Origin of the sequence: Leptospira abararensis (genome assembly GCF_016918735.1) — a bacterium.
Taxonomy (GTDB): Bacteria; Spirochaetota; Leptospiria; order Leptospirales; family Leptospiraceae; genus Leptospira_A; species Leptospira_A abararensis.
The window spans coordinates 72,370-95,337 of the sequence record NZ_JAFFPR010000027.1 but is presented as its reverse complement, the minus strand read 5'-3'; the positions used below and the strand labels follow the sequence as shown (position 1 = coordinate 95,337).

The 22,968-nt window shown below is 40.8% G+C and carries 27 protein-coding genes, 2 tRNA genes and 1 pseudogene; 4 read left to right on the top strand and 26 right to left on the bottom strand.

The genetic code is table 11. The features are described 5' to 3' along the window. Window positions 1-23 precede the first annotated feature (23 nt). From JWG40_RS08710 to JWG40_RS08675, 8 genes and pseudogenes are all read right to left on the bottom strand, one after another. Window positions 24-1,307: a sugar phosphate nucleotidyltransferase gene (locus JWG40_RS08710; protein WP_205285418.1), complete on the bottom strand. Its 1,284-nt coding sequence runs from the start codon at window positions 1,305-1,307 to the stop codon at window positions 24-26. A 53-nt stretch (window positions 1,308-1,360) separates the two neighbouring features. Beyond that, complete coding sequence (gene purQ, locus JWG40_RS08705) at window positions 1,361-2,008, bottom strand: phosphoribosylformylglycinamidine synthase subunit PurQ (RefSeq protein WP_205285417.1); 648 nt, start codon at window positions 2,006-2,008, stop codon at window positions 1,361-1,363. Next, entirely contained in the window at window positions 2,005-2,253 is a 249-nt protein-coding gene (gene purS, locus JWG40_RS08700) for a phosphoribosylformylglycinamidine synthase subunit PurS (protein ID WP_205285416.1), read from the bottom strand. Before purS ends, purQ begins: the two co-directional genes overlap by 4 nt. Beyond that, window positions 2,235-3,092, bottom strand: a complete 858-nt coding sequence (locus JWG40_RS08695; RefSeq protein ID WP_205285415.1) for a phosphoribosylaminoimidazolesuccinocarboxamide synthase — start codon at window positions 3,090-3,092, stop codon at window positions 2,235-2,237. Before JWG40_RS08695 ends, purS begins: the two co-directional genes overlap by 19 nt. Then, the gene (locus tag JWG40_RS08690) at window positions 3,089-4,216 is read right to left on the bottom strand and encodes a PP2C family protein-serine/threonine phosphatase (RefSeq protein WP_205285414.1); all 1,128 of its coding nucleotides are present in this window, start codon (window positions 4,214-4,216) and stop codon (window positions 3,089-3,091) included. Before JWG40_RS08690 ends, JWG40_RS08695 begins: the two co-directional genes overlap by 4 nt. Before the next feature lie 3 nt (window positions 4,217-4,219). After that, a complete protein-coding gene (ccsA, locus tag JWG40_RS08685; protein WP_205285413.1) occupies window positions 4,220-4,918 on the bottom strand; it encodes a cytochrome c biogenesis protein CcsA in 699 nt (232 codons plus the stop codon). A gap of 51 nt (window positions 4,919-4,969) precedes the next feature. Next, window positions 4,970-5,626: a heme exporter protein CcmB gene (locus JWG40_RS08680; RefSeq protein ID WP_205285412.1), complete on the bottom strand. Its 657-nt coding sequence runs from the start codon at window positions 5,624-5,626 to the stop codon at window positions 4,970-4,972. Continuing rightward, window positions 5,607-6,212: pseudogene (locus JWG40_RS08675) on the bottom strand (ABC transporter ATP-binding protein); the annotation flags it as partial. The gene JWG40_RS08680 and the pseudogene JWG40_RS08675, both read right to left, overlap by 20 nt. A 23-nt stretch (window positions 6,213-6,235) precedes the next feature. On the opposite strand from JWG40_RS08675, the gene JWG40_RS08670 reads away from it, so the two are divergent. Next, the gene (locus tag JWG40_RS08670) at window positions 6,236-7,252 is read left to right on the top strand and encodes a tetratricopeptide repeat protein (RefSeq protein WP_205285410.1); all 1,017 of its coding nucleotides are present in this window, start codon (window positions 6,236-6,238) and stop codon (window positions 7,250-7,252) included. Here JWG40_RS08670 and JWG40_RS08665 read toward each other — a convergent pair. Beyond that, window positions 7,207-7,995 carry an ABC transporter ATP-binding protein gene (locus JWG40_RS08665; protein ID WP_205285409.1) on the bottom strand — a complete coding sequence of 263 codons (789 nt, stop codon included), beginning with the start codon at window positions 7,993-7,995 and terminating at the stop codon, window positions 7,207-7,209. The two genes, JWG40_RS08670 and JWG40_RS08665, sit on opposite strands and share 46 nt — an antisense overlap. A gap of 71 nt (window positions 7,996-8,066) precedes the next feature. Here JWG40_RS08665 and JWG40_RS08660 point away from each other — a divergent pair, with 71 nt between their 5' ends. Further along, complete coding sequence (locus JWG40_RS08660) at window positions 8,067-8,966, top strand: hydroxymethylglutaryl-CoA lyase (RefSeq protein WP_205285408.1); 900 nt, start codon at window positions 8,067-8,069, stop codon at window positions 8,964-8,966. Beyond that, window positions 8,956-9,852 (top strand): TIGR02757 family protein, encoded by an 897-nt coding sequence (locus JWG40_RS08655; RefSeq protein ID WP_205285628.1) that lies wholly within the window; start codon window positions 8,956-8,958, stop codon window positions 9,850-9,852. The genes JWG40_RS08660 and JWG40_RS08655 overlap by 11 nt, the downstream gene beginning before the upstream one ends. Here the strand turns inward: JWG40_RS08655 and JWG40_RS08650 are convergent. The 4 genes from JWG40_RS08650 to JWG40_RS08635 form a co-directional block, all read right to left on the bottom strand. Further along, window positions 9,812-9,886, bottom strand: a tRNA-Glu gene (locus tag JWG40_RS08650). The two genes, JWG40_RS08655 and JWG40_RS08650, sit on opposite strands and share 41 nt — an antisense overlap. A gap of 40 nt (window positions 9,887-9,926) precedes the next feature. Continuing rightward, window positions 9,927-9,999: transfer RNA gene (locus JWG40_RS08645), tRNA-Lys, on the bottom strand. Between the two features lie 79 nt (window positions 10,000-10,078). Continuing rightward, complete coding sequence (locus JWG40_RS08640) at window positions 10,079-11,353, bottom strand: adenylosuccinate synthase (protein WP_205285407.1); 1,275 nt, start codon at window positions 11,351-11,353, stop codon at window positions 10,079-10,081. A 7-nt stretch (window positions 11,354-11,360) separates the two neighbouring features. Further along, window positions 11,361-12,386 (bottom strand): ATP phosphoribosyltransferase regulatory subunit, encoded by a 1,026-nt coding sequence (locus tag JWG40_RS08635; protein ID WP_205285406.1) that lies wholly within the window; start codon window positions 12,384-12,386, stop codon window positions 11,361-11,363. 122 nt (window positions 12,387-12,508) lie between these two features. Between JWG40_RS08635 and JWG40_RS08630 the strand changes: the two genes are divergently transcribed. Then, window positions 12,509-14,527, top strand: coding sequence for a 1-acyl-sn-glycerol-3-phosphate acyltransferase (locus JWG40_RS08630; protein WP_205285405.1), 2,019 nt, complete (start codon window positions 12,509-12,511; stop codon window positions 14,525-14,527). Here the strand turns inward: JWG40_RS08630 and JWG40_RS08625 are convergent. The 13 genes from JWG40_RS08625 to rpsE all read right to left on the bottom strand — a co-directional run bounded on the left by JWG40_RS08625 (window position 14,517) and on the right by rpsE (window position 22,965). After that, entirely contained in the window at window positions 14,517-16,337 is a 1,821-nt protein-coding gene (locus JWG40_RS08625; RefSeq protein WP_205285404.1) for a PAS domain-containing sensor histidine kinase, read from the bottom strand. The genes JWG40_RS08630 and JWG40_RS08625 overlap by 11 nt on opposite strands. A gap of 111 nt (window positions 16,338-16,448) precedes the next feature. Further along, window positions 16,449-16,964: a 50S ribosomal protein L17 gene (gene rplQ / locus JWG40_RS08620; RefSeq protein WP_205285403.1), complete on the bottom strand. Its 516-nt coding sequence runs from the start codon at window positions 16,962-16,964 to the stop codon at window positions 16,449-16,451. A gap of 1 nt (window position 16,965) precedes the next feature. Continuing rightward, window positions 16,966-17,943 carry a DNA-directed RNA polymerase subunit alpha gene (locus JWG40_RS08615; protein WP_002974165.1) on the bottom strand — a complete coding sequence of 326 codons (978 nt, stop codon included), beginning with the start codon at window positions 17,941-17,943 and terminating at the stop codon, window positions 16,966-16,968. Window positions 17,944-17,968: 25 nt separating this feature from the next. After that, window positions 17,969-18,601, bottom strand: a complete 633-nt coding sequence (rpsD, locus tag JWG40_RS08610; protein ID WP_205285402.1) for a 30S ribosomal protein S4 — start codon at window positions 18,599-18,601, stop codon at window positions 17,969-17,971. A 10-nt stretch (window positions 18,602-18,611) separates the two neighbouring features. Beyond that, window positions 18,612-19,025, bottom strand: a complete 414-nt coding sequence (gene rpsK, locus JWG40_RS08605) for a 30S ribosomal protein S11 (RefSeq protein ID WP_002974369.1) — start codon at window positions 19,023-19,025, stop codon at window positions 18,612-18,614. A gap of 11 nt (window positions 19,026-19,036) precedes the next feature. Then, window positions 19,037-19,417, bottom strand: a complete 381-nt coding sequence (rpsM, locus tag JWG40_RS08600) for a 30S ribosomal protein S13 (RefSeq protein ID WP_002982948.1) — start codon at window positions 19,415-19,417, stop codon at window positions 19,037-19,039. A gap of 6 nt (window positions 19,418-19,423) precedes the next feature. Beyond that, window positions 19,424-19,537, bottom strand: a complete 114-nt coding sequence (rpmJ, locus tag JWG40_RS08595; protein ID WP_002983148.1) for a 50S ribosomal protein L36 — start codon at window positions 19,535-19,537, stop codon at window positions 19,424-19,426. 9 nt (window positions 19,538-19,546) lie between these two features. Further along, window positions 19,547-19,765, bottom strand: coding sequence for a translation initiation factor IF-1 (gene infA / locus JWG40_RS08590; RefSeq protein ID WP_012476295.1), 219 nt, complete (start codon window positions 19,763-19,765; stop codon window positions 19,547-19,549). Window positions 19,766-19,778: 13 nt separating this feature from the next. Continuing rightward, window positions 19,779-20,339 carry an adenylate kinase gene (locus JWG40_RS08585; RefSeq protein WP_002983181.1) on the bottom strand — a complete coding sequence of 187 codons (561 nt, stop codon included), beginning with the start codon at window positions 20,337-20,339 and terminating at the stop codon, window positions 19,779-19,781. A gap of 3 nt (window positions 20,340-20,342) precedes the next feature. Beyond that, window positions 20,343-21,722, bottom strand: a complete 1,380-nt coding sequence (secY, locus tag JWG40_RS08580) for a preprotein translocase subunit SecY (protein WP_002974039.1) — start codon at window positions 21,720-21,722, stop codon at window positions 20,343-20,345. A 7-nt stretch (window positions 21,723-21,729) separates the two neighbouring features. After that, window positions 21,730-22,263: a 50S ribosomal protein L15 gene (gene rplO, locus JWG40_RS08575; RefSeq protein ID WP_205285401.1), complete on the bottom strand. Its 534-nt coding sequence runs from the start codon at window positions 22,261-22,263 to the stop codon at window positions 21,730-21,732. A 4-nt stretch (window positions 22,264-22,267) separates the two neighbouring features. Beyond that, the gene (rpmD, locus tag JWG40_RS08570; protein WP_205285400.1) at window positions 22,268-22,447 is read right to left on the bottom strand and encodes a 50S ribosomal protein L30; all 180 of its coding nucleotides are present in this window, start codon (window positions 22,445-22,447) and stop codon (window positions 22,268-22,270) included. A gap of 14 nt (window positions 22,448-22,461) precedes the next feature. Beyond that, on the bottom strand, window positions 22,462-22,965 hold the full coding sequence (gene rpsE / locus JWG40_RS08565) for a 30S ribosomal protein S5 (RefSeq protein ID WP_002973816.1): 504 nt from the start codon (window positions 22,963-22,965) through the stop codon (window positions 22,462-22,464). Between the last annotated feature and the right edge of the window lie 3 nt (window positions 22,966-22,968).

Below are 22,968 nucleotides of genomic sequence, written 5' to 3'. Positions count from 1 at the left end.
TGCCCAAAATATGTCAATTTGACTCAGATCGTATACCCATCAGGGACTGCCGTATGGCGAGGAACCACGATGATTCCCTCCCGAATCCGTACATATTCGTCTTCATATTCTTGGAGATTTTGTTCGTTTAACAGCCGAACGTTGGCTCCGATGGCGCAGTCTTTATCGACAATTGTCCGTCGTATTTCGCAGTTAGGTCCAATCCCTATCGGGATTTTCCCTGACTTACGATCAAAGTAGCCATAGTGGTCCAGACCCATAATGATGGAGTCATAAATTTTAGTTCCCGAGGCGATGAGTTGACGCACACCAATAATAGAACGGTGCACCTCACACTGGTTTAAGATCGTCCCTTCCGAAATCAGGGCTTGGTTGACTACTGCTTGGATGATCTTAGAAGGAGGAAGAGCACGGGCCCTAGTGTAAATCGGTGTTTTTTCCAAGTAAAGATTGAACTTAGGGATATGGTCTGTCAGCATCAAGTTGGCTTCATAAAAAGCTTTGATGGTTCCGATATCTTCCCAATAACCGTCGTAAGTATATGCTTTTACCTTTCTTTCTCGGATGGCTCTCGGAAGAATTTCCTTTCCGAAGTCTGCCATATTCCTATCTTCTAATACATCAATCAGAGTGGATGTATTAAAAATATAAATTCCCATATTGGCAAGGAAGGCTCCGTTCTCCGTGCGACAGGATTCTACTTGAGAGAGGTCTTGTGGTTTTTCTATAAACTCTTGGATAAACCCACCCACTCCTGCTTTCACAATCCCAAGTCCATGAATTTGGTCTTCAGGAATGGCATTGGTAGCAACAGAAATTTCTGTTTCTGGATCCATCAGATGGCTCTGCATAAAATCAGAAAGGTCCATATTGTACAATTGGTCACCGGATAAAATAAGAACGTATTTGGGTTTTTGTTCTCTGATATAAGGAAGGACTTTTCTTACAGCATCGGCAGTTCCTTCAAACCAATTGGCACTGGATACAGTTTGTTCTGCAGCGATGATTTCGACAAAACTCTTTTGGTGGATGTTATTGGTAGCGTAGGTTCTGTTAATATGTCGGTTTAAGGAATAAGAATTGAACTGAGTTAGGATGAATATCTTTTCGAATCCACTGTTAAGTGAGTTAGAAATCGGAATGTCAATGAGTCGGTATTTTCCACCAAAACTCACAGCAGGTTTGGATCTTTTTTCTGTAAGGGGCAATAAACGAGTTCCTTTCCCTCCACCTAAGATGATGGTCAAAACTTCATCCTTCTTTAGAATGAAGTCAACGCAATCAATAGAGTCTTCTTGAAATCGCATACCTTCCCTTGTAATCTAATCAGACGAAAAAGCAAGAAAAGGTTAAAAGATTTTTATTTTTTTAATAGTGCTTCTAGGATTTGTTTCCCGTCCATCTTACCGGTATAAGGATTCACAGCTCGTTCTGGATGAGGCATCATTCCCAAAACATTTCCCGCTTCATTACAAATCCCCGCGATATCATGTAAAGATCCATTGGGATTTTCTTTATAACGAAAGACCACTTGCCCGTTTTTTTCTAATCGTTCTAAAGTATCCGAATCTGCAAAGTAAGCACCTTCTCCATGAGCAATGGGGATACTTAAATTCCCCTGAAGTCTCTTGGTAAATTTGTTTTCTGCAACAGGAATGAGATCTACATCTTTACAAATGTATTTGAGAGTTCGGTTATGAAGGAGAGCTCCCGGAAGGAGTCCTGATTCTGTCAAAATTTGGAATCCGTTACAAACTCCCAAAACCTTTCCCCCTTTTTTGGCATAAGATACAACAGATTCCATCGCATTGGAAAACTTGGCCATTGCCCCGCATCGCAAATAATCTCCAAAAGAAAATCCTCCGGGAAGGACCACAAGGTCTGGAAGGTCAGTAAAGGAATCCTTATACCAAGTGTAATCTACCGTAGCACCAAATTCTGACGCGAGGACTGTCCCCACATCCTTATCACAATTGGAACCAGGAAAGGTGACAACTCGAACCTTCATATTTTTTCCACAACCAAACGGTAAGTCTCAATCACTTGATTGACGAGCACCGATTCACAAATTTCTTTTGCCAAGGTCTCTGCATCCGATTGGGAGCTGGCATCGATTTTCATTTCGATATATTTTCCTACTCTTAGGTCAGCGATGGAATTTTTCCCTTGGTCGTGCAGGGTGCGGAGAACCGTTTGTCCTTGTGGGTCAAGAACGGATTCTTTGAGGGTAACATTTATTTTTGCGACAAACATAGCGTGATTTTATCTTCCAATTCCAAGTATTTTTTACGTAGTTCCAGGATCAAGGATTCGGGCAAATGGGGAGCCGGTGGATTTTTGTCCCAATCGGTGGATTCTAGCCAATTTCTTAGGATTTGTTTATCAAAACTGGCCGGAGTTTTCCCGAGTTCATAAGTGGATGCGTCCCAATACCTGGAAGAATCCGGTGTCAGGATTTCATCGATGAGGATCGGTTTTCCATCGATGAGTCCAAATTCAAATTTGGTATCACAAAGAAGGATTCCCTGTTTTGCCATGAAAGTATGAGCCGTGTTGTATAAATAAAGAGAGAGTTCTTTTAGTTCGCTAAAAAGTTTTTCCCCTACTTCCTTTTCCATTGTGGATTCACTTACATTCTCATCATGACCGGAATCATTTTTCCGTGCCGGTGTAAAGATCGGAGTTTCAAATTGATGGGATTCGAGTAGGCCCTTGGGATAAGGAACATGAGCAATGGTTCCCTCGGTTCTGTATTCCTTCCAAGCAGACCCAGTCAAATACCCACGAACCACACATTCAAAATCGATCCGTTTTGCTTTTTTGACTAGGACCGAGCGACCTTCGAGGGACTCTTCTTTTTGGAAAGGAGGGGGAAACTGAGAGACATCATCGGTAATCAAATGATTGGCAATATTCGGAAACTGGCGAAACCAAGCAGTGGAGATCCGTGTCAGGATTTTTCCTTTGTCTAAAACAGGTTCCTGAAAAACAACATCAAAGGCAGAGATACGGTCTGTGGCCACAAGAAGGAGAGAATCCCCTAAATCATAAACATCTCTTACTTTACCCTTATAACTGGGAGTTGGAATCATAATTGTATACACACCATCGCCATATCGTCACTAGGAGTGGAAGACCCACAGAATTCTAAAATTTTTGTCTGAACTGTTTGTAAAATATCTGTTCCAGACTTTACAGATTCATGAAAAATACCTTTCATTCCCTCTTCTGTAATGTATTCAGAATTAGGGTTCATGGCTTCACTTGCCCCGTCCGTATACATAAAAAATAAAGACCCAGTTTTTAACTGAACGGTCTGTACTTCATCGTTGGTTATAAAATTGATACCCATAATCATGGGACTCATCCCTTTTAGGAATTTGGTTTCCCCATCGATATAAACTATGGGAGCGGGATGACCCCCGTTGATATAAGAAAGCTTTAAGTCCTGATCAAGGATCGCATAACAAAAAGTAATGGCATAATCTTCAGGAAGGACTAACTCCATATTTTTTCGCAGGTGCTCCACTCGTTCCCTAAGTCCCATACTCGACACTAAGTTAAAAAGTTGCATCTTAAACATGGCACCAATGAGAGCCGCACTTGGTCCATGCCCAGAACAATCGGCAATGACGATATGGAGTTTTTTCTCTTCGATCCAAGAATCTACAAAGTCCCCACCAATTTGTAAATAAGGATGAAACAAAGTTTGGGCTTTGATTCCATTCCAGATAAAACTTTTTTCTGGTATTAGTTGGTCCTGAACCCGTCTTGCGGTTTGTAATTCTTTTTCGTATTTACTTTTTTGTCTGTACAACTCATCCTGTAAGTCTTTCAAACGAATCACTGAATGAATTTTGGCGACCAACTCTCTTTTGTTAAATGGTTTGTTGATAAAATCATCCCCACCATTTTTCATTGCTTCTTGAAATCCAACTTCCCTTTCTATCGATGTGATAAAAAGAATCGGAAGGAGTTTGAACTGGTCCATGGTGCGCAGTTCCCGACAAAAGGAAAAACCGTCTTGGACAGGCATATTTACATCTAACAGAAGTGTATCGATAGCGGTATTTAATAGAACAAGGCGAGCCTCCTCTGCAGAAAAGGCAGTATAGGTTTTGAAACCCTCTTGCTGCAAAAGGTATTTCAAAAGTTCCACATTTTCTGGAACATCATCTACTATGAGGATGGTGTGAGCCGAATCTTCTTTTCCCATGGTTTATTCCAGTTCCGATTTCAGTTTGGATCTGATATCATGGATTTTTTCACTTCGGTTGGAAACAAGAAAAAGGAAAAGAAATAAGAAGTGAAAGGCAATTACACCAAGCCACATACTTTGTTTCATATCCGAATCCATCCCCCCTTTTCCAAGAACGCTACTTGGATGGTTTCCTGGATTTTCGATCCAACGAATGGCCCCCCAAGTTAAGATAGCACTGACTGCACAAAGAACAGAAAGATAAGCAGAAAGGATGGCTTTTTTGGTTTTTGCAGGAACTAAATAACGAAAAATAAAATAACTTACCAAGGAAATACAAAGTATAAAAAAAGACTGCAACCTAGCATCTGTTTTATCCCAAGGAACTCCCCAAGCACTATAGGCCCAAATGGGACCGGAGAACAAAACCCCAACCGCAAATAAAAAGGAAAGTTGGTTTGCAGTAAAAGCAAGCCTATCCCAAAGCATATTTCGAGTAAAAAGAAAAATCAAAGAAAAAAGAAAGGAAAGAATGGGGCCATATAACGCAACCCAGGCGACTGGTACATGAAGGTAAAAAATTCGGTGACTTAAGCCTTGTTCCAAAATGACATTCGGATACACTAAAGAAGTAAAGACGGCAAAAACCAGTGACGTACATACAACGAGAAAAAAACCAATGTCGAAAGCTGGGTGAAATATCCGAATCTTACGTTCCATTTTTTTCCAGATTTTCAGGGATGGAAAGAAATTCTAGGAGAAAACAAGGTCTCAGTGCTCATTCCGTAGAATCTCAATCATCACCGAACCAAGAGTTGCGTAAAATAACATAAAAAACAAAAGAAGGCCCACTGAGGGTAGGTAAAACCCTGGTTCCAACCAATACCTATGTTCAGCTTCCAATCCAAAAAGAAAAAGCGGGATAGAGAAGGGAAGCTGCAAAAGAGGAATGATGATTTCTTTCAAACGACTTTCAAAGGCAATGAGACCAAGTGATACTCCCAGAAACACCAAACACCCACTCCCCAAGTTCGCAAAAAGCCACTCCCCCCAATACCGGTCGATACTCATATTTTGAAAAAAAACGGAAAGCACAAGAACAAGGGCTCCGTTGACTAAAATGGTGCAAAACCAAATGGCAAGGGACTTAGCCAGATACAAAGAGATGGGACTCACAAAGGAGAGGCTTGCTTCCCAACCCATCGATTCTCTTTCTTCCCAAAGACTTTGGCTCACAATCACAAAGTTGAGTAAAAAAATAATGGCCCATTTGATCCCGCGAATGCTACGTTCGGACAACATTTCATTCACTTCAATCGAGGTATAAAAAATAAAAACAACAGATACACTTAAGGTAAAAAGAGAAACCACTCCCCCAAGCGACCGGCCTATCAGATAAAATTCTTTTTTAAGTAAGGTGAGTAACAAACACTCCTCCCTTCTCAATTTGTAATTGGGAGCTGCATTCTAGTTCTTTGGGAACGGAATGGAGAACTATCAGAATGAGTCTTGATTTTGATTCTTCATTTAAGAGACCGCTCAAAACTTTTGAAGAATCCGCATCCAAACCAGTATAAGGTTCATCAAACAAAACCACTTCTGCTGAAGAAAGTAAGGCTCTTAGAATTGCCACTTTCTGTTTCATTCCACGAGAAAAGGTATGGATGGGATCCCAAATTCTTTTTTGCAAACGAAAGGCCTCCAAAAGCCGGCTTCGTTTCGAATGATCGAGTGTAACCCCATCTAACTTGGAAAAATAATCTAAATTTTCTTCTAAACTGAGTGAGGAATAAAACCCGAGTTCATGTCCAAGATATGTGATTTTCTTTTTGCCCTCTTTCCAGTCCCATTTCGGAGAGGAAAGCGAGTGGTGGTAGATTTCTTTTAAGAGGGTGGACTTCCCTGCTCCGTTTTCGCCAAGAACTGCCACAATCCCGGTCTTAAAAAAAGAGAGATTGACCTCTCTCAGTAAGACCTTTTCGCCGACAGTAATAGTAAGCGCTTTTGTTTCCAAAAGGGTTTGATTCATTCTACACCATGTTCTTCCGTAGCTTCAGTCTCGCACTTCTGTTTTTTTTCCCTACATTGATTTGGGGACAAAAACTCATAGGGAACCAGGAATACCCTGAGATTCTTTGGGGTAAGGATCAGGAGTTTGATACCTCCGATTTTCCGAATGGATCCTTTATCTACCACAAAGATGACTTCATTCTCGCACGTGGGAAACTCTACCAAGGCGAACCACCGAAATCCAATGGAAGTTTTACTTATGGGACCGAGACCATCACCAATTCCGGAAAGTGGAACAATGATACGATGGAACTTTTATTCAATGGGAAAACAAATGCACGCCTAGAAGTGATCAAACGATTGGAGGCAGGTGTTCGTTTTGATCCGCAATTTTTCCCCTTCCGATACAATTTAGGACGACTGTATTCTCTAGAGATGAAATATGAAAAAGCATTGGTAGAATTTGAATATGCCAAAGCGGAAATGCCTGAGTATTTCAAAACCTACCTGCATATCGCTATTCTTTCTGAAATCACACGTCAGACCTATTATGCCATAATGAATTATAAATTGGCTGTGGAAAAAAATCCCTATGACACAGAAGCCCTGATCCGGCTTTCCGATCACTACTTGGCAACCGGACTTAAAAACCGGGCCCTTCTCTATTTAAAAAAGGCGCTCACCATTGAAGAAGAAAGCCCCAATGTAAAATTAGGATTTGCTCGATTAGAAATGGAAAAAGGAAATTTCCATATTGCTTATAAAATTTTTAACCGCACCACTCTCACTACAGCAGAAGGAAAACCAAAACCCTACGATAAAAAATTTCATTATTATTTTGCAGAAACGGCATCGAAAGTCACCGACTATGAAACGGCAGAAGAAGAATACACGAAGATGTTAAGTTTTACCAATGATCCTTTTTTTGCTACCGTATCTTCCAAGGTGATCGCAAGAAGGCGTGACATTGCCAAAAAATTTGCAGAGGCCAAACGCACTCAATTGGATGATTCAGAAGAGGAAGCGGTACCGGCAAACGAATGATTTCTTGCCTGAAGTAAACTCTGCAGAAATTGCGATTTTGGATTTGAGAGAATTTCTTTGGTAGGACCAAACTCTACCATTTCTCCTCCATCCAAAACAAAAATAGTATCGCACATATAAGATAAAAATCCTAAATCATGGGAGACAAGAAACATTCCCAAATTTTCCTTTGTATTGATTTCTTTTAATTCTTCAGCAATTTTTTTTTGGACAAGCACATCCAGAGCAGTGACAGGCTCATCCAAAAGCAAGTATTCAGGACTAGTCAATAAGGCTCGAAGGATGGCAAATCTTTGCAATTGCCCACCACTTAACTCTTGCTTTGTTTTATCTAATAATGTTTTAGTGAGCTCAAACCTTTCACAGTAGGATTCAATTCGATCCCATTCTTTCGCTTTAATTTCACTCGTTAAGAAAAATTGTTTTTTGATACGGGCCGGTTCGAGTAATAATTCTCGCATTGTGCCGAAGGGAGAAAAACTGCCGTGAGGGTCTTGGAATACCGGTTGGAGTTTTGGATTTTGTCCAGACGAAAGGGCATCGCCATTCCATGAGATAGAGCCGTCCCACTCATAGCCATCCTCTTTCAAAAGTAGCCCCAGTGCCAATCGAAACAAAGTTGATTTTCCAGAACCTGACTTTCCCACAAGGCCCGTGATTTCTTTTGGTTTTGCGGTTAAGTTTATATTTCGTAATAAGGAACGATCAGCCACACGAACGGAAATATTTTTAAGAGTAAACATAAAACTCACTCCATAAAATCATTGCGTTTCTTATTTCTAAGAGGAAGGTGAAAGAGAAGGAGATTTGGATATTGGAACAAATTAAAATCACAGAAGTGGGACCAAGAGATGGACTACAAAACGAAAAAACCATTCTCTCGACTCAGGATAAATTCGAATTCGTATCTCGTCTAGTAGAAAGTGGAATCAAAAATATCGAACTCACTTCCTTTGTACGCAAAGATCGAATTCCTCAAATGGGTGATGTCATAGAACTTGCTGGCCTTGTCCTTCCTAAGTTCCAAAACCAAGTTCAATTTTCTTGTCTGACTCCCAATGCCAAAGGATATGAAGGAGCCAAAGAGTCCGGTTTTTCTGAAGTTGCTGTCTTCACCGCCACTTCAGAGACATTTACCAAAAAAAATATCAATATGACAATTCAGGAGAGTTTGGATTTTTTTAAACCCATCTTTACTGCAGCGAAGGCGGATGGAATCAAAGTGCGAGGGTATATCTCTACAGTCATTGCCTGCCCTTATGAAGGAAAAATCAAACCAGAACAAACCTTAGCGATCGCAGAACGCCTATTAGAGGCTGGTGCCTATGAAATTTCTTTAGGCGAAACCATCGGAGTTGCTGTTCCCACAGAAGTAGAATCTCTTTTAGAGGTCCTCTTAAAAAAAATTTCGACGACTCATCTTGCTGGTCACTTTCATGATACCTATGGTATGGCTATCGCCAATATAAAACAATCACTGAGTATGGGACTTCGGAGTTTTGATAGTTCGGCGGGAGGACTCGGAGGTTGTCCTTATGCCAAAGGGGCTGCAGGAAACGTAGCCACAGAAGACTTGGTCTATTTTCTCCATAAGGAAGGCCATGAGACTGGAATCCAATTGGATTCTCTCATCAAAGCAAGCCAGTTTATGGAAGAAAGGATTGGAAGAAAACTAACTTCTAGAACTTACGTTGCGATGAAGAATGCCGATTGATTTTGAACTTCTTCATTCTAAGTTAGAAGCTCTTAAAAACAAATACCAAAATCTTACCTATCTAGATTCAGATCCTATCTGTTTTCCGAAACAATACAAAGATCCTTTGGATATTGAAGTGGCCTCTTTGATTTCCTGTCTTTATGCTTATGGAAATGTCAAAAGCATCCAGGGTTTTTTAAAACCTCTATTTGTTCTTCTAGGCCCCTCACCCTACCAAACCTTACGGGACTCTGGCTCCGAATTCCAATCCCTTCTCCAAGGATTAAAAGTGTATCGGTTTCAAACGAAAAAGGACAACCAAGTATTCTTTCAAACTTTGGCAAGGGTGGTTTCGGAATCAAAAAAGAAATCTCCCCTTTGGGAATCTAAGTTTTTAGATAACAAAAAACAATTTCAAGAAGAAACCTCTCTCCAAGGTTTCCAAAAGTATTGGGAAAAAGAACTCCAGACCACCTTGGGAAAAAAACCACTCACTTACGGGCTCCAATTCTTAATTGGAAAATCTACAGCAAAGTCCCCAAAAAAACGCCTTTCCTTATTTTTACGATGGATGGTGAGGACCTCTTATCCTGATTTTGGAATTTACCAAAAGATCAGACCCAATCAAATTCCCTTCCCTTTAGATGTACATATCCAAAAGTTAATTCGAATTTTAGGAATCACCACTCGCAAAAGTTTTGGAGCAAGTGATGCTTACCTGATTAAAGATTTTTTCTTGAAAATCAAACCCGACGATCCCTTGTTATACGACTTTTATTTAACGAGAGTGGGAATCATAGAAAAATGCAAAGCAGAGTATCAGAAAGACGTTTGTGAAAACTGTTACTTGAGGGAGGTTTGTTTGGTAGTGCCACGGGGAATTGAACCCCGATTGCAAGGATGAAAACCTTGTGTCCTAACCATTAGACGATGGCACCATTTTAGAACATTGTAATTAGAGTTTTAAGAACTCTTATGTGAGTCGTCGGGGATTCGAACCCCGGACCCATTCCTTAAAAGGGAATTGCTCTACCAGCTGAGCTAACGACTCGTTCTGTAGCCAAGAATATCGAAGGACCTTTCTCGGTCAACAACTACTTAAAAAAAAGATTCAAAGCACCTCGTTTTTTTTAGTCCATAATGATCGTGTGCTCACGATCCGGTCCGGTCGAAACGATACTAATCTTTGTATGTACCAACTCCTGAAGTGACTTGATGTAAGATTGGCAAAGTGGAGGTAACTTAGCAAAGGAATTAATTCCAGCAATATCATCCTTCCAACCTTTGAATTCAGCAAACAACGGTTTGACGTCTTCTAAACCTTGGGATGGGAAAAAATCTAACTTCTTACCTTTGTATTCATAACCAACAACCACAGGTATGGAATCATAATGACTTAAAACATCAATTTTGGTAAGCACTAGAGAATTGATTCCATTCACAGTCACCGCATGTTTGATCATTTGTACATCAAACCAACCACATCTTCTAGGTCTTCCTGTAGTGGACCCGTACTCGCCACCTAACTTTCGCAAGACGTCACCAGGTTCCCCAAAAATCTCTGATGGGAATGGACCTTCTCCTACTCGAGTCGCATAAGCTTTGGTAATTCCAATCACATCTTTTAAATACCGAAAACTCACTCCAGAACCTGCAAGTGCTCCTCCCGTTGTAGGATTGGAACTAGTTACATAAGGATAGGTTCCAAAATCAATATCAAGACCCGTTCCTTGTGCCCCTTCTAATAAAACTCGTTTGCCTTTTTCTAACTCAGAATTTAAGTAGTATACTGTGTTTACTATGTTTTTGCCGATTTTGTCAGCAAAATCCAAAAGGAAATCATACATTTCATTGATATTGACTGGTTCTAAATCATAATACTTCACTAGTTCTTGGTTTTTCACTTCCAAGATATGTGTGAGTTTTCTTTTTAGATTTTCTTTATCTAAAAGGTCTCCTGCACGAACTCCATTACGTAGCATTTTATCTGCGTAACACATTCCGATTCCCTTTTTTGTGGTTCCGATCTTTCTCTCTGGAGAAGATCCTGCTTCTCTTGCTTCATCAATCAAACGATGGTAAGGCAAAAGGATATGGCAAGAATCGCTGATAAGCAATTTTTCTTTCACGCGAAATCCGTGAGATTCCAAATCAGCACATTCTTTTAGAAAATATTCAGGATCGAGAACCACCCCGTTCCCAATGACACAAACGGTATTGTCATAGATGATTCCAGAAGGTACAAGATGAAAAACGTATTTCTTTCCACCTACCACCACGGTATGACCGGCGTTTGCACCACCTTGGTACCGAACAATGATATCTGTATCTTTGGAAAGGTAATCAATTACCTTTGCCTTTCCCTCATCACCCCATTGTGCTCCGACAACTAAATTTGCAGGCATAATTTCCTCATTTAACCTTATTTACAATTTCTTCAATGGAATCGAGATGCAGGGCAAAACCGCAGGCATCCTTTTTAATTCCGGTAAAACTTTCATACAATTCGTTATAAACACCACCGGCAAAAACCGGCTCAGGATCTCGGTCCACGTATCCTTGAAACATAAAACCCGTATAATAAGAAAGATCTCGAACAAGGGAAGGATCCCAAATGCTCGAAGTCCCTTCCATTGACTTTGTCCATTCTCCAAAAAAAGAAATGATCGCTTCTAAATCAACTTTCAGCTTCTCCCATTCTTTGGAATCTAAAATCTTTTGCAGTGATTCTTTGAATTTTGAGATCTCACCCACGGGGATTGGACGAAGTAACAGTTGGATCATCTGCATATGTGCATCCGTTGTGTTTTCTCTAGCAGCCAGGGATACAAGTTCGGGAACATTTTTTGTGTATAAAAGTTGGCGTAGAACTTTTGTTTGTTCCTCGTTCCAACCTAAAATTTCTAGTACGGATCTGAAAAAAGAAGAGTGCCCAAATACGATAGTAAACGGAACCGATGGAACAGAACTCGTCCAAAGTTTCTTTAAGATTTGAATTTGTGAAATGATATGTTTCGAATCACTTTTACCTAAGGACTCCACTCCGATTTGTAAGATCTCTCTTCTGGACGCATTGCGTTTTTTGTGGTCACGAATCTTACGAGCAAAGTAAAATACATTTTGGTTCTCTTCCCAATGGGAACGAGCAGCCATTCCCTTCACCACTTGGAGTGTTAAGTCAACTCCTGGAGAGAGTTCATTCCCATCCCAATCTTTGGTAACAAGTAAACTCTCCACTCCATGATCCAAGTGAGAGCGAAACGAATTAGAATAATCAAAGGAAGGAAGATTGATTTCAGAATACCCTTCTTTCTCAAAGAGTTCCGAAAATGTTTGTAGTAAAATCCGCCGGTTTTTGCTTTCTTCGGGGCCTAAAAAATGAAATCCATCCGGAATCCATTTTTGTTCCGAGGAAATTGATTTGTTTTTTTGATTCATACCGGGATCTCGATCACCCAAGAAGTCAGTTTAGAGAAATCCTGGATTTACGCAATCAATTGTAAAAATCGAATAGACAAATCGAAAGTTTTCAGTAATTTAATGTCGGTTTAGAGGCATACATGACAGAAAAAGAAGCCACTTTGGGTCGCTGGCATAAAGAATTTTTTGAGAACATCCACCTATTTGTAAAATCGGGTCTTACCGAATCCGAAGCAAAGTCCATTTTAGAAGAGTTTTTAGTTCTTTCACAAAGCACACCGAAACCTAAGGTCATGGAGATCTTCCAAGAACCGGAACGTTTAGAAGAAATCGGCGTTTATACAGACATCCGCCCAGAGCCTCGTGACTTTATGCTGAAGTTCCTCGATCCCATCATGAAAAAATTCAAAGTGGAAGGGGTTGAGAACTTAAGACTCCTCGATGGAGTGATCGGGAAATATCCGGTGACCCTCATCTCCAACCACTTAAGCCATCTAGATGCACCAGCCATCTTCACTCTTCTCTACAATGCAGGTCCTGAAGGAAGGAAGATTGCGGAATCCCTAGTCTTTATTGCTGGACGTTTGGCATTCGAACCAGATTTTACACGACTCGGACTCTATATGTTTGGGACCCTTCTTGTATGTTCCAAAAAGGATATGGCGGACAATCCATCTCTTTCCGACGTAATGACAAAAATCAATATGCGAGCCTTCCGGAACTCGCAGAAATTACAATCCGATGGAAAGGTCATTTCGATTTTCCCGGAAGGTACCCGCTCACGAGATGGAAGACTTATGCCTTTTGTGGACACAGTGTACCATTATGTTGCCAACAAAGTCATTCTCCCCATTTCCCTGGAAGGAACTGAAAAAATTCTCCCCATAGAAGGATTACTTTTTAACCAAGCGGTTGGGAAACTTGTGATCGGAAAACCCGTCCTTGTGGGGGAACTCACAAAAAAGGAAATGCTCACCTTTCCTTCTCACATTGAACAAATTTCTTTTCCAGGTACTGGAGACAAAAAGCAGTTCATTATCGATAACCTTGCTCTACTTGTGGGTAGCAATTTAAACAAACACAAACATGGAACCTATCGTAACCTCTACAAAGGAGACGTGAGAGAAACAAACCAACTTATTTCGGTTCCGAAAAAACCGGATGAACATGTGGTTATCATAGGATCCTCTAATATGTCCGTGGCCTTTGCTTGTGTGATGGCAAATAAAAACGTAAAAGTTACAATCTACAGCCCCGATTCCGAAATGGTAAAACAGAGTAACGAAGAAAGGCGTGATGTGGTCCATTACCCCATTTACAAATTGCCACCTAATATCGAATTTTCGGATAAACCAGAGGTTTTGGAATCGGCCACTCTCTTCATCCAAGGAACCAATCCCTGGGAATTCGATAGTATCTACTCAAAAATAAGAACTTACCTTCAGAAAAACAAATCCCCTATGGTCAACGTGATCAAAGGTTTTACCGGTTCCAAAAAAGGACTGATTTTAGAAGACCTTAATGAATTGTTACTGATTGAAAGGGACCGGCTTGCTGTGGTTTCTGGTGCGTGTTATCCCGACCAAATTATGGAACGCAAAATTTCTGGATTTGAAATCTCTGCTTTCGAAGACTCTCTCATTCCAAAACTAAAAGAACTTCTCACTAATAACTATGTTTTCACAAGAACCGCTATCAATTCGAGGGACACAAAAGGTGTCCAACTCGGTGGAGCCTTAAAAACGGTTTATGCTCTTGCGATGGGGCTTGTGGAAGGTTATTTCAAACGAGAATTAGGTGGGAACGTGGACAATACACTTTTTCATTTGAGTAATCGTTTTTTCAATGAAATGGTATCTATAGGGGTTTTGTTAGGTGGGGATCCCACTACCTTCAATGGTCTTTCTGGTATGACAGACTTTATGTTGGCATGTTTCGGATCAGATACAAGGGATAGAAAGTATGGGTATGATTTGGCTTATGGCACAAGACCGGAAAAAATCACCAATGGTTTTTATGGATTAAAAGTTTTACCAAACCTAATCCAACTAGATGAGAAACGCCATCCCATTGTAACTGCAGCTTACCGAACTGTGATCCAAAACGAGGACTTTGATTTGATTGCGGAAAAACTGCAGATGCAGCTTGCTAGATTTTAGGTAAGGTCACTTGAAACTCTGTGTTGCCGGGTTCTGATTGGAATTGAATCCGGCCATGATGTCTTTCTTCGACCGATTGTTTTACAATCCCAAGACCAAGTCCGGTCCCTTCCCCTTTTTCTTTGGTAGTATAAAATGGTTCAAATATCCTTTTTTGAATGGCCACAGGAATTCCCGGCCCTGTATCCTTCACACGAACCACCACCTCCTTCTCAAACTCATCCACTTGTATGGTTAAAGATCCTTTAAAAGCCATTGCTTGTAAGGCATTGTAAATGAGATTAGTCCAAATTTGTATCAGTTCATCTGGATAACCAGCAATGATGGGAGTTGCATTGTATAGCCTAATGCACTCCACTCCCGTTTTCATTTTACTTTGGTAAAGTGTAAGAACCGTTTCAATGGTATCGACCAAATTGATTTGTGATTTTGCTTCGTTACGGTCAAAACGTCCATAGCTCTTTAAACTATAGACAATTTTGGAAGTACGTTCCACCGCCAAACGAATGGACTCAATGCTACGTAAGGTATTTAATTCCGAGAGAACTAACTCTAATAAATGTGAGGATTTGAAGTAAGGTAAGAACTTTTCATTTTCTAAAATGAACTCAGATACTCCAAGGTCCACAATCCGATCAGCTAAGTCGTATGCCGAGCCGATATCCAGACTAAGGAAAATACCTTCTAAATCTTTTTTGGCCTTTCTTGACTCAGCAAAATTGAGTGATTTCGGTTTGATCGTAAACAACTCAATGATCCAAGAGATAATTTCGTTAATTTCCTTATCCGAATATTTTGAAAAACATTCCTTGATTTGGAATAAACGACTTCCGAAATTTCCCATTCGATTGTAGATTTGTTCACTAAATGCAGCAATGGCTGCCAATGGATTATTGATTTCATGAGCGACACCAGCAACTAACTGACCCAAGGTGGCCATCTTTTCAGAAAGAATCAATTGGTCCTGAGTCTTTTGTAAGTCTTCTAAAATTCGATTGAGTTCTTTTGTTCTTTCTTTTACAGCAAATTCAAGCGCCTCTTTACTTTGTTTGGATTCGGTAACATCAATCAGAATGGCGAGTAGTGTAGGTCGGCCTTTAGTCTGCAAAATGGTATTTCCAGAAACTACATGGCGGATCTCGCCAGACTTAGTCCGAATACTGGCTTCCATCCCGGTGCTCCAACCTTTTTTGAGAAGTTCCGTCATCAGCCGTTCTCGATCAAATTTGGTAATCCAAATGTTTAAATCATGAGAGGCGCGTCCGATAATTTCTTCTCTTGAATAACCAATGAGACGGCAGTAAGCTTCATTGACATCGTCATAAACTGCCGTCTGTGCATTGGAAAGACTGACAGCTGCCGGATTCAAACGGAAAACACTTTCAAATAATTCTTTACTGATGACGAGTTCGTTCTGCAAAACAGCAGCCAGGTATTCTTTCTCTTTCAGGGCAGTGATGTTTTGCCCTGCGGAAAGAAGATACTTCCCATTCTCCACGATTCGTCCACTGAACAAAATGGTAACCGTAGCACCCTGTTTGGTAATGAGGGGAACTTCTAAATTCAATACATAACCATCCTTTCTTAAATTGGCTAAGATGGAATCCCGATCCTTTACATTAGAGTAAATCCCTAAATCAAGCGTGGATTTGCCAATCACCTCTTCCCGTGTCCGACCAAGCCAGGTACAATAGACTTCGTTTGCATCGACATATAGGCCCGTCTCCATATCAGTTAAAGCCATCCCAATAGGACTTGAACTAAAAGCAGTATGCCATATAGAATCAGATGTGGAAAGGGCAGGAGTCATGCGTTTGGAATGTAGAATTTAATTTAAAATCCGAACGAATGCAATAAAAAAAAAGCCCACTCATTGTTGAGTAGGCTTTTGTTCCCAAATCAGTTTGGTTTAGAATCAGTCCTATTTCGTAGCGACTTTTTCCTTCTTTGCTTTTTTGGGTTTTTCTTCTTTCTTCACAGGTTTCTTTTCTTCGCGTTTTGCTTTGGATTCCGCTTTTAACTCATCTTGAGTTTTGCGATCTACCAGTTCCAAAATTCCCATCGCTGTGTTATCAGAAGGACGGTTTACCAAACGAATGATTCTTGTGTATCCACCGACTCTTTCTGCGTAACGATTAGCGAGATCTTTCAAAAGTTTTGTTACGATTTCTTGGTCACCAAGATGGCTATAAAGATACCTTGTATTGTGCAAAATCGCAGCATTTTTCTTTTGTTCATCAAGGTTTGCTAGGTTAGCATCCAAATTGCGTTTTGCTCTAGTGATGATTCGTTCTGCATAGGAACGAGCCACCTTCAATTTCGCAACCGAGGACTCGATCCTTTCGTGACGAAGAAGAGAGATTACCATATTTTGAATCATAGCTTTTCTATGATCTGCGGATCTATTGAGTTGTTTAACTTTATTACGTTTGTTCATCTTAAAAATCTCTCATACCGAACGAAAGTCCCATAGAGGAAAGTTTTGCTTTCAACTCTTGTAAACTTTGTTCGCTGAAATGTTTTGATTTAGTCATTTCGTCTTCTGATCTCTTAACGAGTTCACCAATGAAGTCTATTTCCAAACTGCGAAGAACGTTTGTAGAACGAACCGAAAGTTCTAATTCTTCTACATGTTTAGATAAAGCTGCTTTTAGTTTTTCGTCAGCTTCATCCAATTCCTCTTCTTCTTCTTCAATTTCTTCTTCAAAGTTGATGAAAACAGTTAGGTGGTCTTTTAATATTTTTGCTGCTTGTGCTACTGCATCCTCTGGAGACACAGAACCGTCAGTCCAAACTTCCATAGTCAGTTTTTCGTAATCAGAACGTTGTGCAACACGAGTTTCTGATACTTCAAACAATACTTTTTGGATTGGTGAAAAAATAGAATCGATTGGGATAGTTCCCAAAACTTCAATATCTTTCTTTTTATCCTCAGCAGGAACGTATCCACGTCCTCTTTGGATCTCCAAATCCATAATCAAATTGGCATCCTCATTGAGAGTGGCAATATGAAGGTCTGGGTTCATGATTTCAATCGAAGAATCAACTGCTAGGTCAGCCGCACGAAAGTAACCTGCACCTTTTAATTCTAAGTGGATTACTTTGCTTGCTTCTTTGTCTTCAGGCTCGTATTTGATTCGAACTTGTTTTAAGTTAAGAATGATACGAGTAACGTCTTCTGCTACACCTTCGATGTAAGAGAACTCGTGAGAGACTCCTTCAATTCGAATTGCGGAAATTGCCGCACCTTCGATTGAAGACATAAGCGTACGACGAAGGGAGTTACCGATCGTTGTACCAATTCCTCTTTCGAAAGGTTCTGCAACAAACTTACCATAGTTTGGTGTATTCACATCAGTGGTGAATTCGATTTTTTTGGGTCTTTTAAAACCTTTTAATAAATTCTTTGGAGACAATGTCGTATCCTTCTTCTCTAAATTCTTACTTCGAGTACAACTCTACGATTACCTGTTCTTTCACAGGGATATCAATATGATCTCTTGTTGGAAGTGATAACACTTCTCCAGAGAACTTGGAATAATCTACACTCACCCAAGAAGCAGTACGATTGATTGCTTGAGCTAGTTTGATGTTTTCTTCAATAAAGGTAGATTTTTGGAACTTCTCACGAATCTCGATTTTATCACCTATGTTCACTCGGTAAGAACAGATGTCTACTCGGTGGCCATTCACTAAAACATGTCTGTGAGCAACAAAGTTACGTGCTTGTCTTCTTGTGACAGCATAACCCATACGATAAAGAACGTTATCCAATCTTCTTTCGAGGAACTGGAGTAGGTTCTCACCAGGGATCCCTGGAGTGTGAGTTGCTTCTTCGAAGTATCTACGGAATTGTTTTTCTAAAACTCCGTAAGCGCGTTTTACTTTTTGTTTTTCACGAAGCTGAGCTCCGTATTCAGTGATCTTTCCTTTTTTCTTTGGAGGAAGACCTGGCGGGTACTTTCTCTTTTCAAGGGAAGATTTTTCTTTATGTAATGTATGACTATTTTTGAGAAAGAGGTTTAACCCCTCTCTTCTCATCAATTTAACAACTGGACCTCTGTAACGTGCCATAATCTAATTCCTACACCCTTCTTCTTTTTCGTGGTCGGCACCCATTGTGAGGGAGCGGAGTTACGTCTTTAATGAGTTTGATTGCAAGCCCTTTCGTAGTTAAAGATCGGATAGCAGATTCTCGTCCAATTCCTGGACCAGAAACCATCACATCAACTTCGGAAAGACCAGAAGCTTCAATTGCTTTTTCGGCAGCGTTAGTAGCAGCTACCTGCGCCGCATAGGGAGTGGATTTTTTGGATCCACGAAATCCCATCATCCCAGAAGAAGACCAAGAAAGAACATTCCCAACCATATCCGTAATGGATACAATCGTATTGTTAAACGAAGCTTGGATGTATACCTTACCTCGTGGAACATTCTTCTTTTCTTTTTTCTTAACCTTTTTGGTATCTTTTTTATTCTTAGCGTCTTTTTCAGCCATGGATCAGTCCTCTATTTACCTGGTGCCTTTTTCTTATTGGCAACAGTCTTCTTGACACCCTTACGGGTTCTAGCATTGGTTCTTGTTCTTTGTCCGTTGACTGGAAGTCCTCGTCTATGACGGAAACCTCTGTAACAACCTACGTCCATCAATCGTTTGATGTTTAGGTTAACTTCAGAACGAAGATCCCCTTCTACCTGGTATGATTCTTCAATGACTCTACGGATCGCGGCTTCTTGTTCGTCCGAAAGGTCCTTCACCCTGATAGATTCGTCAATTCCTGCTTTTTTCAGGATACTTTGAGAGGATGTCTTACCAATACCAAATACGTATGTAAGACCGATCACTATTCTTTTGTTTGATGGTAAATCAACACCCGCGATACGTGCCATATCTTTCTATCTTTGCCTTTGTTTGTGTTTTGGGTTCGTGCAAATCACTCGGATTACACCTTTTCTGCGAATGACTTTGCATTCTGGACAGATTTTTTTAACTGATGATCTAACTTTCATTGTAGTTCCCTATTTCTTTCTGTAAGTGATGCGACCCTTGGTTAAGTCATAAGGAGAAAGTTCTACAGTAACCTTATCGCCGGGTAATATACGGATATAATGCATACGCATTTTTCCCGAAATGTGTGCTAGAACTTTATGACCGTTCTCCAGTTCCACACGGAACATGGCATTCGGTAACGGTTCTAAAACGGTTCCGTCGATGGTGATTGCTTCTTCCTTAGCCAGGGTCTATCTCCTACTAGATCGATTTTAAAATAGTGTTAGTGATTTCTTCCATACTTCCCAAACCATTGATTTGCCGAAGGATCCCAGAGCCTTTATAAAAGTCTATCAGGGGCAACGTCTTGGTGTTGTAAGTATGCAGACGGTTTTTGATGGTCTCTTCGTTGTCATCCGAGCGTCCTTCTTTGATCGCTCTACCTAGCAACCGTTTGACGAGTTCTTCGTCAGGAACGTCTAGGTTGACAACGGAGTCGAGCTCCATGTGGAGCTCTTTGAGGATTTCCGAGAGAGCCTTTGCTTGCTCCACCGTCCTAGGAAATCCATCCAGAATGAATCCATTCGCACAATCAGATTCGACCAAACGGTCGCGAATTATGCCTATAACGACAGCATCTGGAACAAGGTCTCCAGCGTCCATATATTTTTTTGCTTCAATCCCCATAGGGGTTCCGTTTTTTACGGCAGCACGGAGAATGTCTCCAGTTGAGATCTGCGGGATTTGGTATTTCTCTTTGATGATGTCAGCTTGGGTCCCTTTTCCAGCACCTGGGGGCCCCATAAAAATGAGTCTCTTCATTCGTTACACTCTTCCCTTGATTTTAGTCTTCTTCATGAAACCTTCGTAGTTTCTCATCAGGAGTTGGGCTTCGATTTGTTTTAAGGTTTCGAGTGCCACACCCACCATAATCAGGAGCGAAGTTCCTCCGAATGTATACACCAAAGTTCCGCCACCGGTGTTCGAACCGAGGTTTAAGAACTTAATGATGAGATACGGAGCAAGAGCAAGACCTGCAAGGAAAAGAGCACCCGGAAGGGTGATTCGATTCAGAATTTTCTCGATCATATCTTTGGTTTGGCTTCCGGGACGAACTCCTGGAATGAACCCACCGTATTTTTTCAGGTTATCAGCAAGTTCCTGTGGATTGAACTGAATCGCTGTATAAAAATACGCAAAGAAAATGATTAGAGATGTATAAATCACATAATAAAAAAGGGCGTGATACCAAATTTGAGAGAATGGGTTAAAATAGTCCATAATCACTGCCCAACCTGCCCACTGACCACCCTTAGACGATAACCACTGAACAATTGTTTGTGGGAATAAAATGAGTGAGGATGCAAAGATTATTGGCATTACGTTCGCACTGTTGACTTTAAAAGGGATGGATTGGCTACGAGCCTGAACCATCTTACGACCCACCATTTGTTTTCCGTAATTAAGTGGAACCCGGCGAACCCCTTGGGTTAAAATCACAGTCAAGGAAATAAGAACAATAAAGATAATGATAAGAATGAGAATGCTTAGAGCATCTGAAGTGTCAGAAGTAAACATTGCGATGAGTGCTTCTGGCATACGTCCAATAATCCCCGCAAAGATAATGAGAGAGATCCCGTTACCAATTCCGCGTTCCGTAATTTGTTCCCCAAGCCAAATGAGAAGCACTGTTCCCGTAGTGATGGATAACATCGCTATGGGTAAAAAGTAACCTTCTACGGATGGATTGATGAGACCCGGATACTTTGCTTGTGCCGTTCCCGATCCAGTAGACCAAGAATTTGCCAATTGGATCACGGCAAGGGACTGGATCGCACAAAGGATGAGCGTTCCGTACTTCGTGTACTGTTGGATTTTTTTTCTACCCTCTTCTCCTTCCTTTTGCATTTTTTGCAAACTAGGAATGAGAACCATGACTAGTTGCATGATGATGGAGGAAGAAATATAAGGCATAATTCCAAGTGCAAAAATAGAGAACTTGAGAAGAGCACCACCGGCAAACAAATCTACCATTCCGAGGAAACCTTCACTCGGATCGGCAGTAATGCCCGTAACAATAAGGCTGTTGATACCAGGAATGGTCACGTGAGTTCCCATTCTAAAAAGTAACAACATACCGATCGTAAATAGGATTTTAGATCTTAATTCCGGGATTCGAAAGATGTTAGCGATGGTTTGAAACATAGGTTATCTAGTTTTTTTTCTCTTCTTTTTTCTTTTCTCTAATGATGACTTTTCCACCCGCTTTTTCAATTTTCTCTTTTGCAGAGGCAGAAAAAGCATCTACCGTAATGGTGATGGCAGCAGTCACTTCTCCAGTTCCCAAAAGTTTAATTGGTCCTACTTCGGACTTTATCAAACTTTTTGCTTTGAGAATCGCGGGAGTTACTTCCCCAGAAAGACCTGCTTTAGATAAAGAGATCAAGTTCACTGGTTGGAACTCCACAGAGAAAATATTTGTAAAACCGCGTTTTGGCAAACGTTTGTGGAGAGGCATCTGTCCACCTTCGAAACCACGTTTCATAGAAGATGCACGAGCTCTTTGTCCTTTGGAACCACGAGTGGAAGTTTTTCCCATCCCGGATCCTGGACCTTGACCCACACGTTTAGGAGAGGTGGTTGCACCTTCCGGAACGGGAACCAAGTTTTTGTTTCCTAGAGATGTGGATTTTTTCGGGCGCTTTGCACCAAATCCACGTCCTTGTTCAATTCTGTCTTGAGCCATACGATTATACCTTTTCCACTTTCAACAAGTAACCTACTTGTCGTAACATCCCTTTTAACTGGGGAGTCATTTTGTGTTTTTTGGATTGACCTTTCTTTTTAAGGCCGAGTGCAATTAAGGTTTTTTTGTGTATCGGAATGATACCAATAGAACTTTTTTCTTGCGTTACGATCACGTCTTCCATAGTCAGATTCCTTCTTATAGATCTTGCCCAAACAAGTGTTTGAGGCTAACACCACGTCGTTTCACCGCCATGGACGGTGTTTCCAACTGTTGTAATGCATCCATAGTCGCTTTTACAATGTTCATCGGGTTTGAAGAACCCCATGACTTTGTCAAAACATCTTGGATTCCTGCTCTTTCCAATACGGAACGAACAGAAGCTCCGGCGATGATCCCCGTTCCCGGAGATGCTGGCTTCAAAATCACTCGAGCGGATTTGAACTGTCCCACAACATCGTGAGGAACGGTATGACCGATATAGTGAATGGATTTTAAATTCTTTTTTGCCGATTCAATGGACTTTCGGATTGCATCTGGAACTTCATTCGCCTTTCCAAATCCAATTCCTACTTTTCCTTTAGAGTCGCCGACAACGGAAAGTGCGTTGAAGGAGAAACGACGTCCCCCCTTCACTACTTTGGCAACTCGGTCGATTTTTACGACCTTCTCAGTAAATTCTTTTGTTTCTTCTTCTAACATCAT

Bases quoted from the DNA above. Each gene is read 5' to 3' on its own strand.
- purS (WP_205285416.1), bottom strand. From the start codon at position 2,253: ATGTTTGTCGCAAAAATAAATGTTACCCTCAAAGAATCCGTTCTTGAC.
- rpsM (WP_002982948.1), bottom strand. From the start codon at position 19,417: ATGGCACGTATCGCGGGTGTTGATTTACCATCAAACAAAAGAATAGTG.
- rpmJ (WP_002983148.1), bottom strand. From the start codon at position 19,537: ATGAAAGTTAGATCATCAGTTAAAAAAATCTGTCCAGAATGCAAAGTC.
- JWG40_RS08665 (WP_205285409.1), bottom strand. From the start codon at position 7,995: ATGTTTACTCTTAAAAATATTTCCGTTCGTGTGGCTGATCGTTCCTTA.
- JWG40_RS08630 (WP_205285405.1), top strand. From the start codon at position 12,509: ATGACAGAAAAAGAAGCCACTTTGGGTCGCTGGCATAAAGAATTTTTT.
- ccsA (WP_205285413.1), bottom strand. From the start codon at position 4,918: ATGGAACGTAAGATTCGGATATTTCACCCAGCTTTCGACATTGGTTTT.
- JWG40_RS08640 (WP_205285407.1), bottom strand. From the start codon at position 11,353: ATGCCTGCAAATTTAGTTGTCGGAGCACAATGGGGTGATGAGGGAAAG.
- rpsK (WP_002974369.1), bottom strand. From the start codon at position 19,025: ATGGCTGAAAAAGACGCTAAGAATAAAAAAGATACCAAAAAGGTTAAG.
- JWG40_RS08690 (WP_205285414.1), bottom strand. From the start codon at position 4,216: ATGGGAAAAGAAGATTCGGCTCACACCATCCTCATAGTAGATGATGTT.
- JWG40_RS08670 (WP_205285410.1), top strand. From the start codon at position 6,236: ATGTTCTTCCGTAGCTTCAGTCTCGCACTTCTGTTTTTTTTCCCTACA.
- rpsE (WP_002973816.1), bottom strand. From the start codon at position 22,965: ATGTTAGAAGAAGAAACAAAAGAATTTACTGAGAAGGTCGTAAAAATC.
- secY (WP_002974039.1), bottom strand. From the start codon at position 21,722: ATGTTTCAAACCATCGCTAACATCTTTCGAATCCCGGAATTAAGATCT.
- JWG40_RS08625 (WP_205285404.1), bottom strand. From the start codon at position 16,337: ATGACTCCTGCCCTTTCCACATCTGATTCTATATGGCATACTGCTTTT.
- purQ (WP_205285417.1), bottom strand. From the start codon at position 2,008: ATGAAGGTTCGAGTTGTCACCTTTCCTGGTTCCAATTGTGATAAGGAT.
- rplQ (WP_205285403.1), bottom strand. From the start codon at position 16,964: ATGAACAAACGTAATAAAGTTAAACAACTCAATAGATCCGCAGATCAT.
- JWG40_RS08655 (WP_205285628.1), top strand. From the start codon at position 8,956: ATGCCGATTGATTTTGAACTTCTTCATTCTAAGTTAGAAGCTCTTAAA.
- JWG40_RS08585 (WP_002983181.1), bottom strand. From the start codon at position 20,339: ATGAAGAGACTCATTTTTATGGGGCCCCCAGGTGCTGGAAAAGGGACC.
- rpsD (WP_205285402.1), bottom strand. From the start codon at position 18,601: ATGGCACGTTACAGAGGTCCAGTTGTTAAATTGATGAGAAGAGAGGGG.
- rplO (WP_205285401.1), bottom strand. From the start codon at position 22,263: ATGGCTCAAGACAGAATTGAACAAGGACGTGGATTTGGTGCAAAGCGC.
- JWG40_RS08695 (WP_205285415.1), bottom strand. From the start codon at position 3,092: ATGATTCCAACTCCCAGTTATAAGGGTAAAGTAAGAGATGTTTATGAT.
- rpmD (WP_205285400.1), bottom strand. From the start codon at position 22,447: ATGGAAGACGTGATCGTAACGCAAGAAAAAAGTTCTATTGGTATCATT.
- JWG40_RS08635 (WP_205285406.1), bottom strand. From the start codon at position 12,386: ATGAATCAAAAAAACAAATCAATTTCCTCGGAACAAAAATGGATTCCG.
- JWG40_RS08710 (WP_205285418.1), bottom strand. From the start codon at position 1,307: ATGCGATTTCAAGAAGACTCTATTGATTGCGTTGACTTCATTCTAAAG.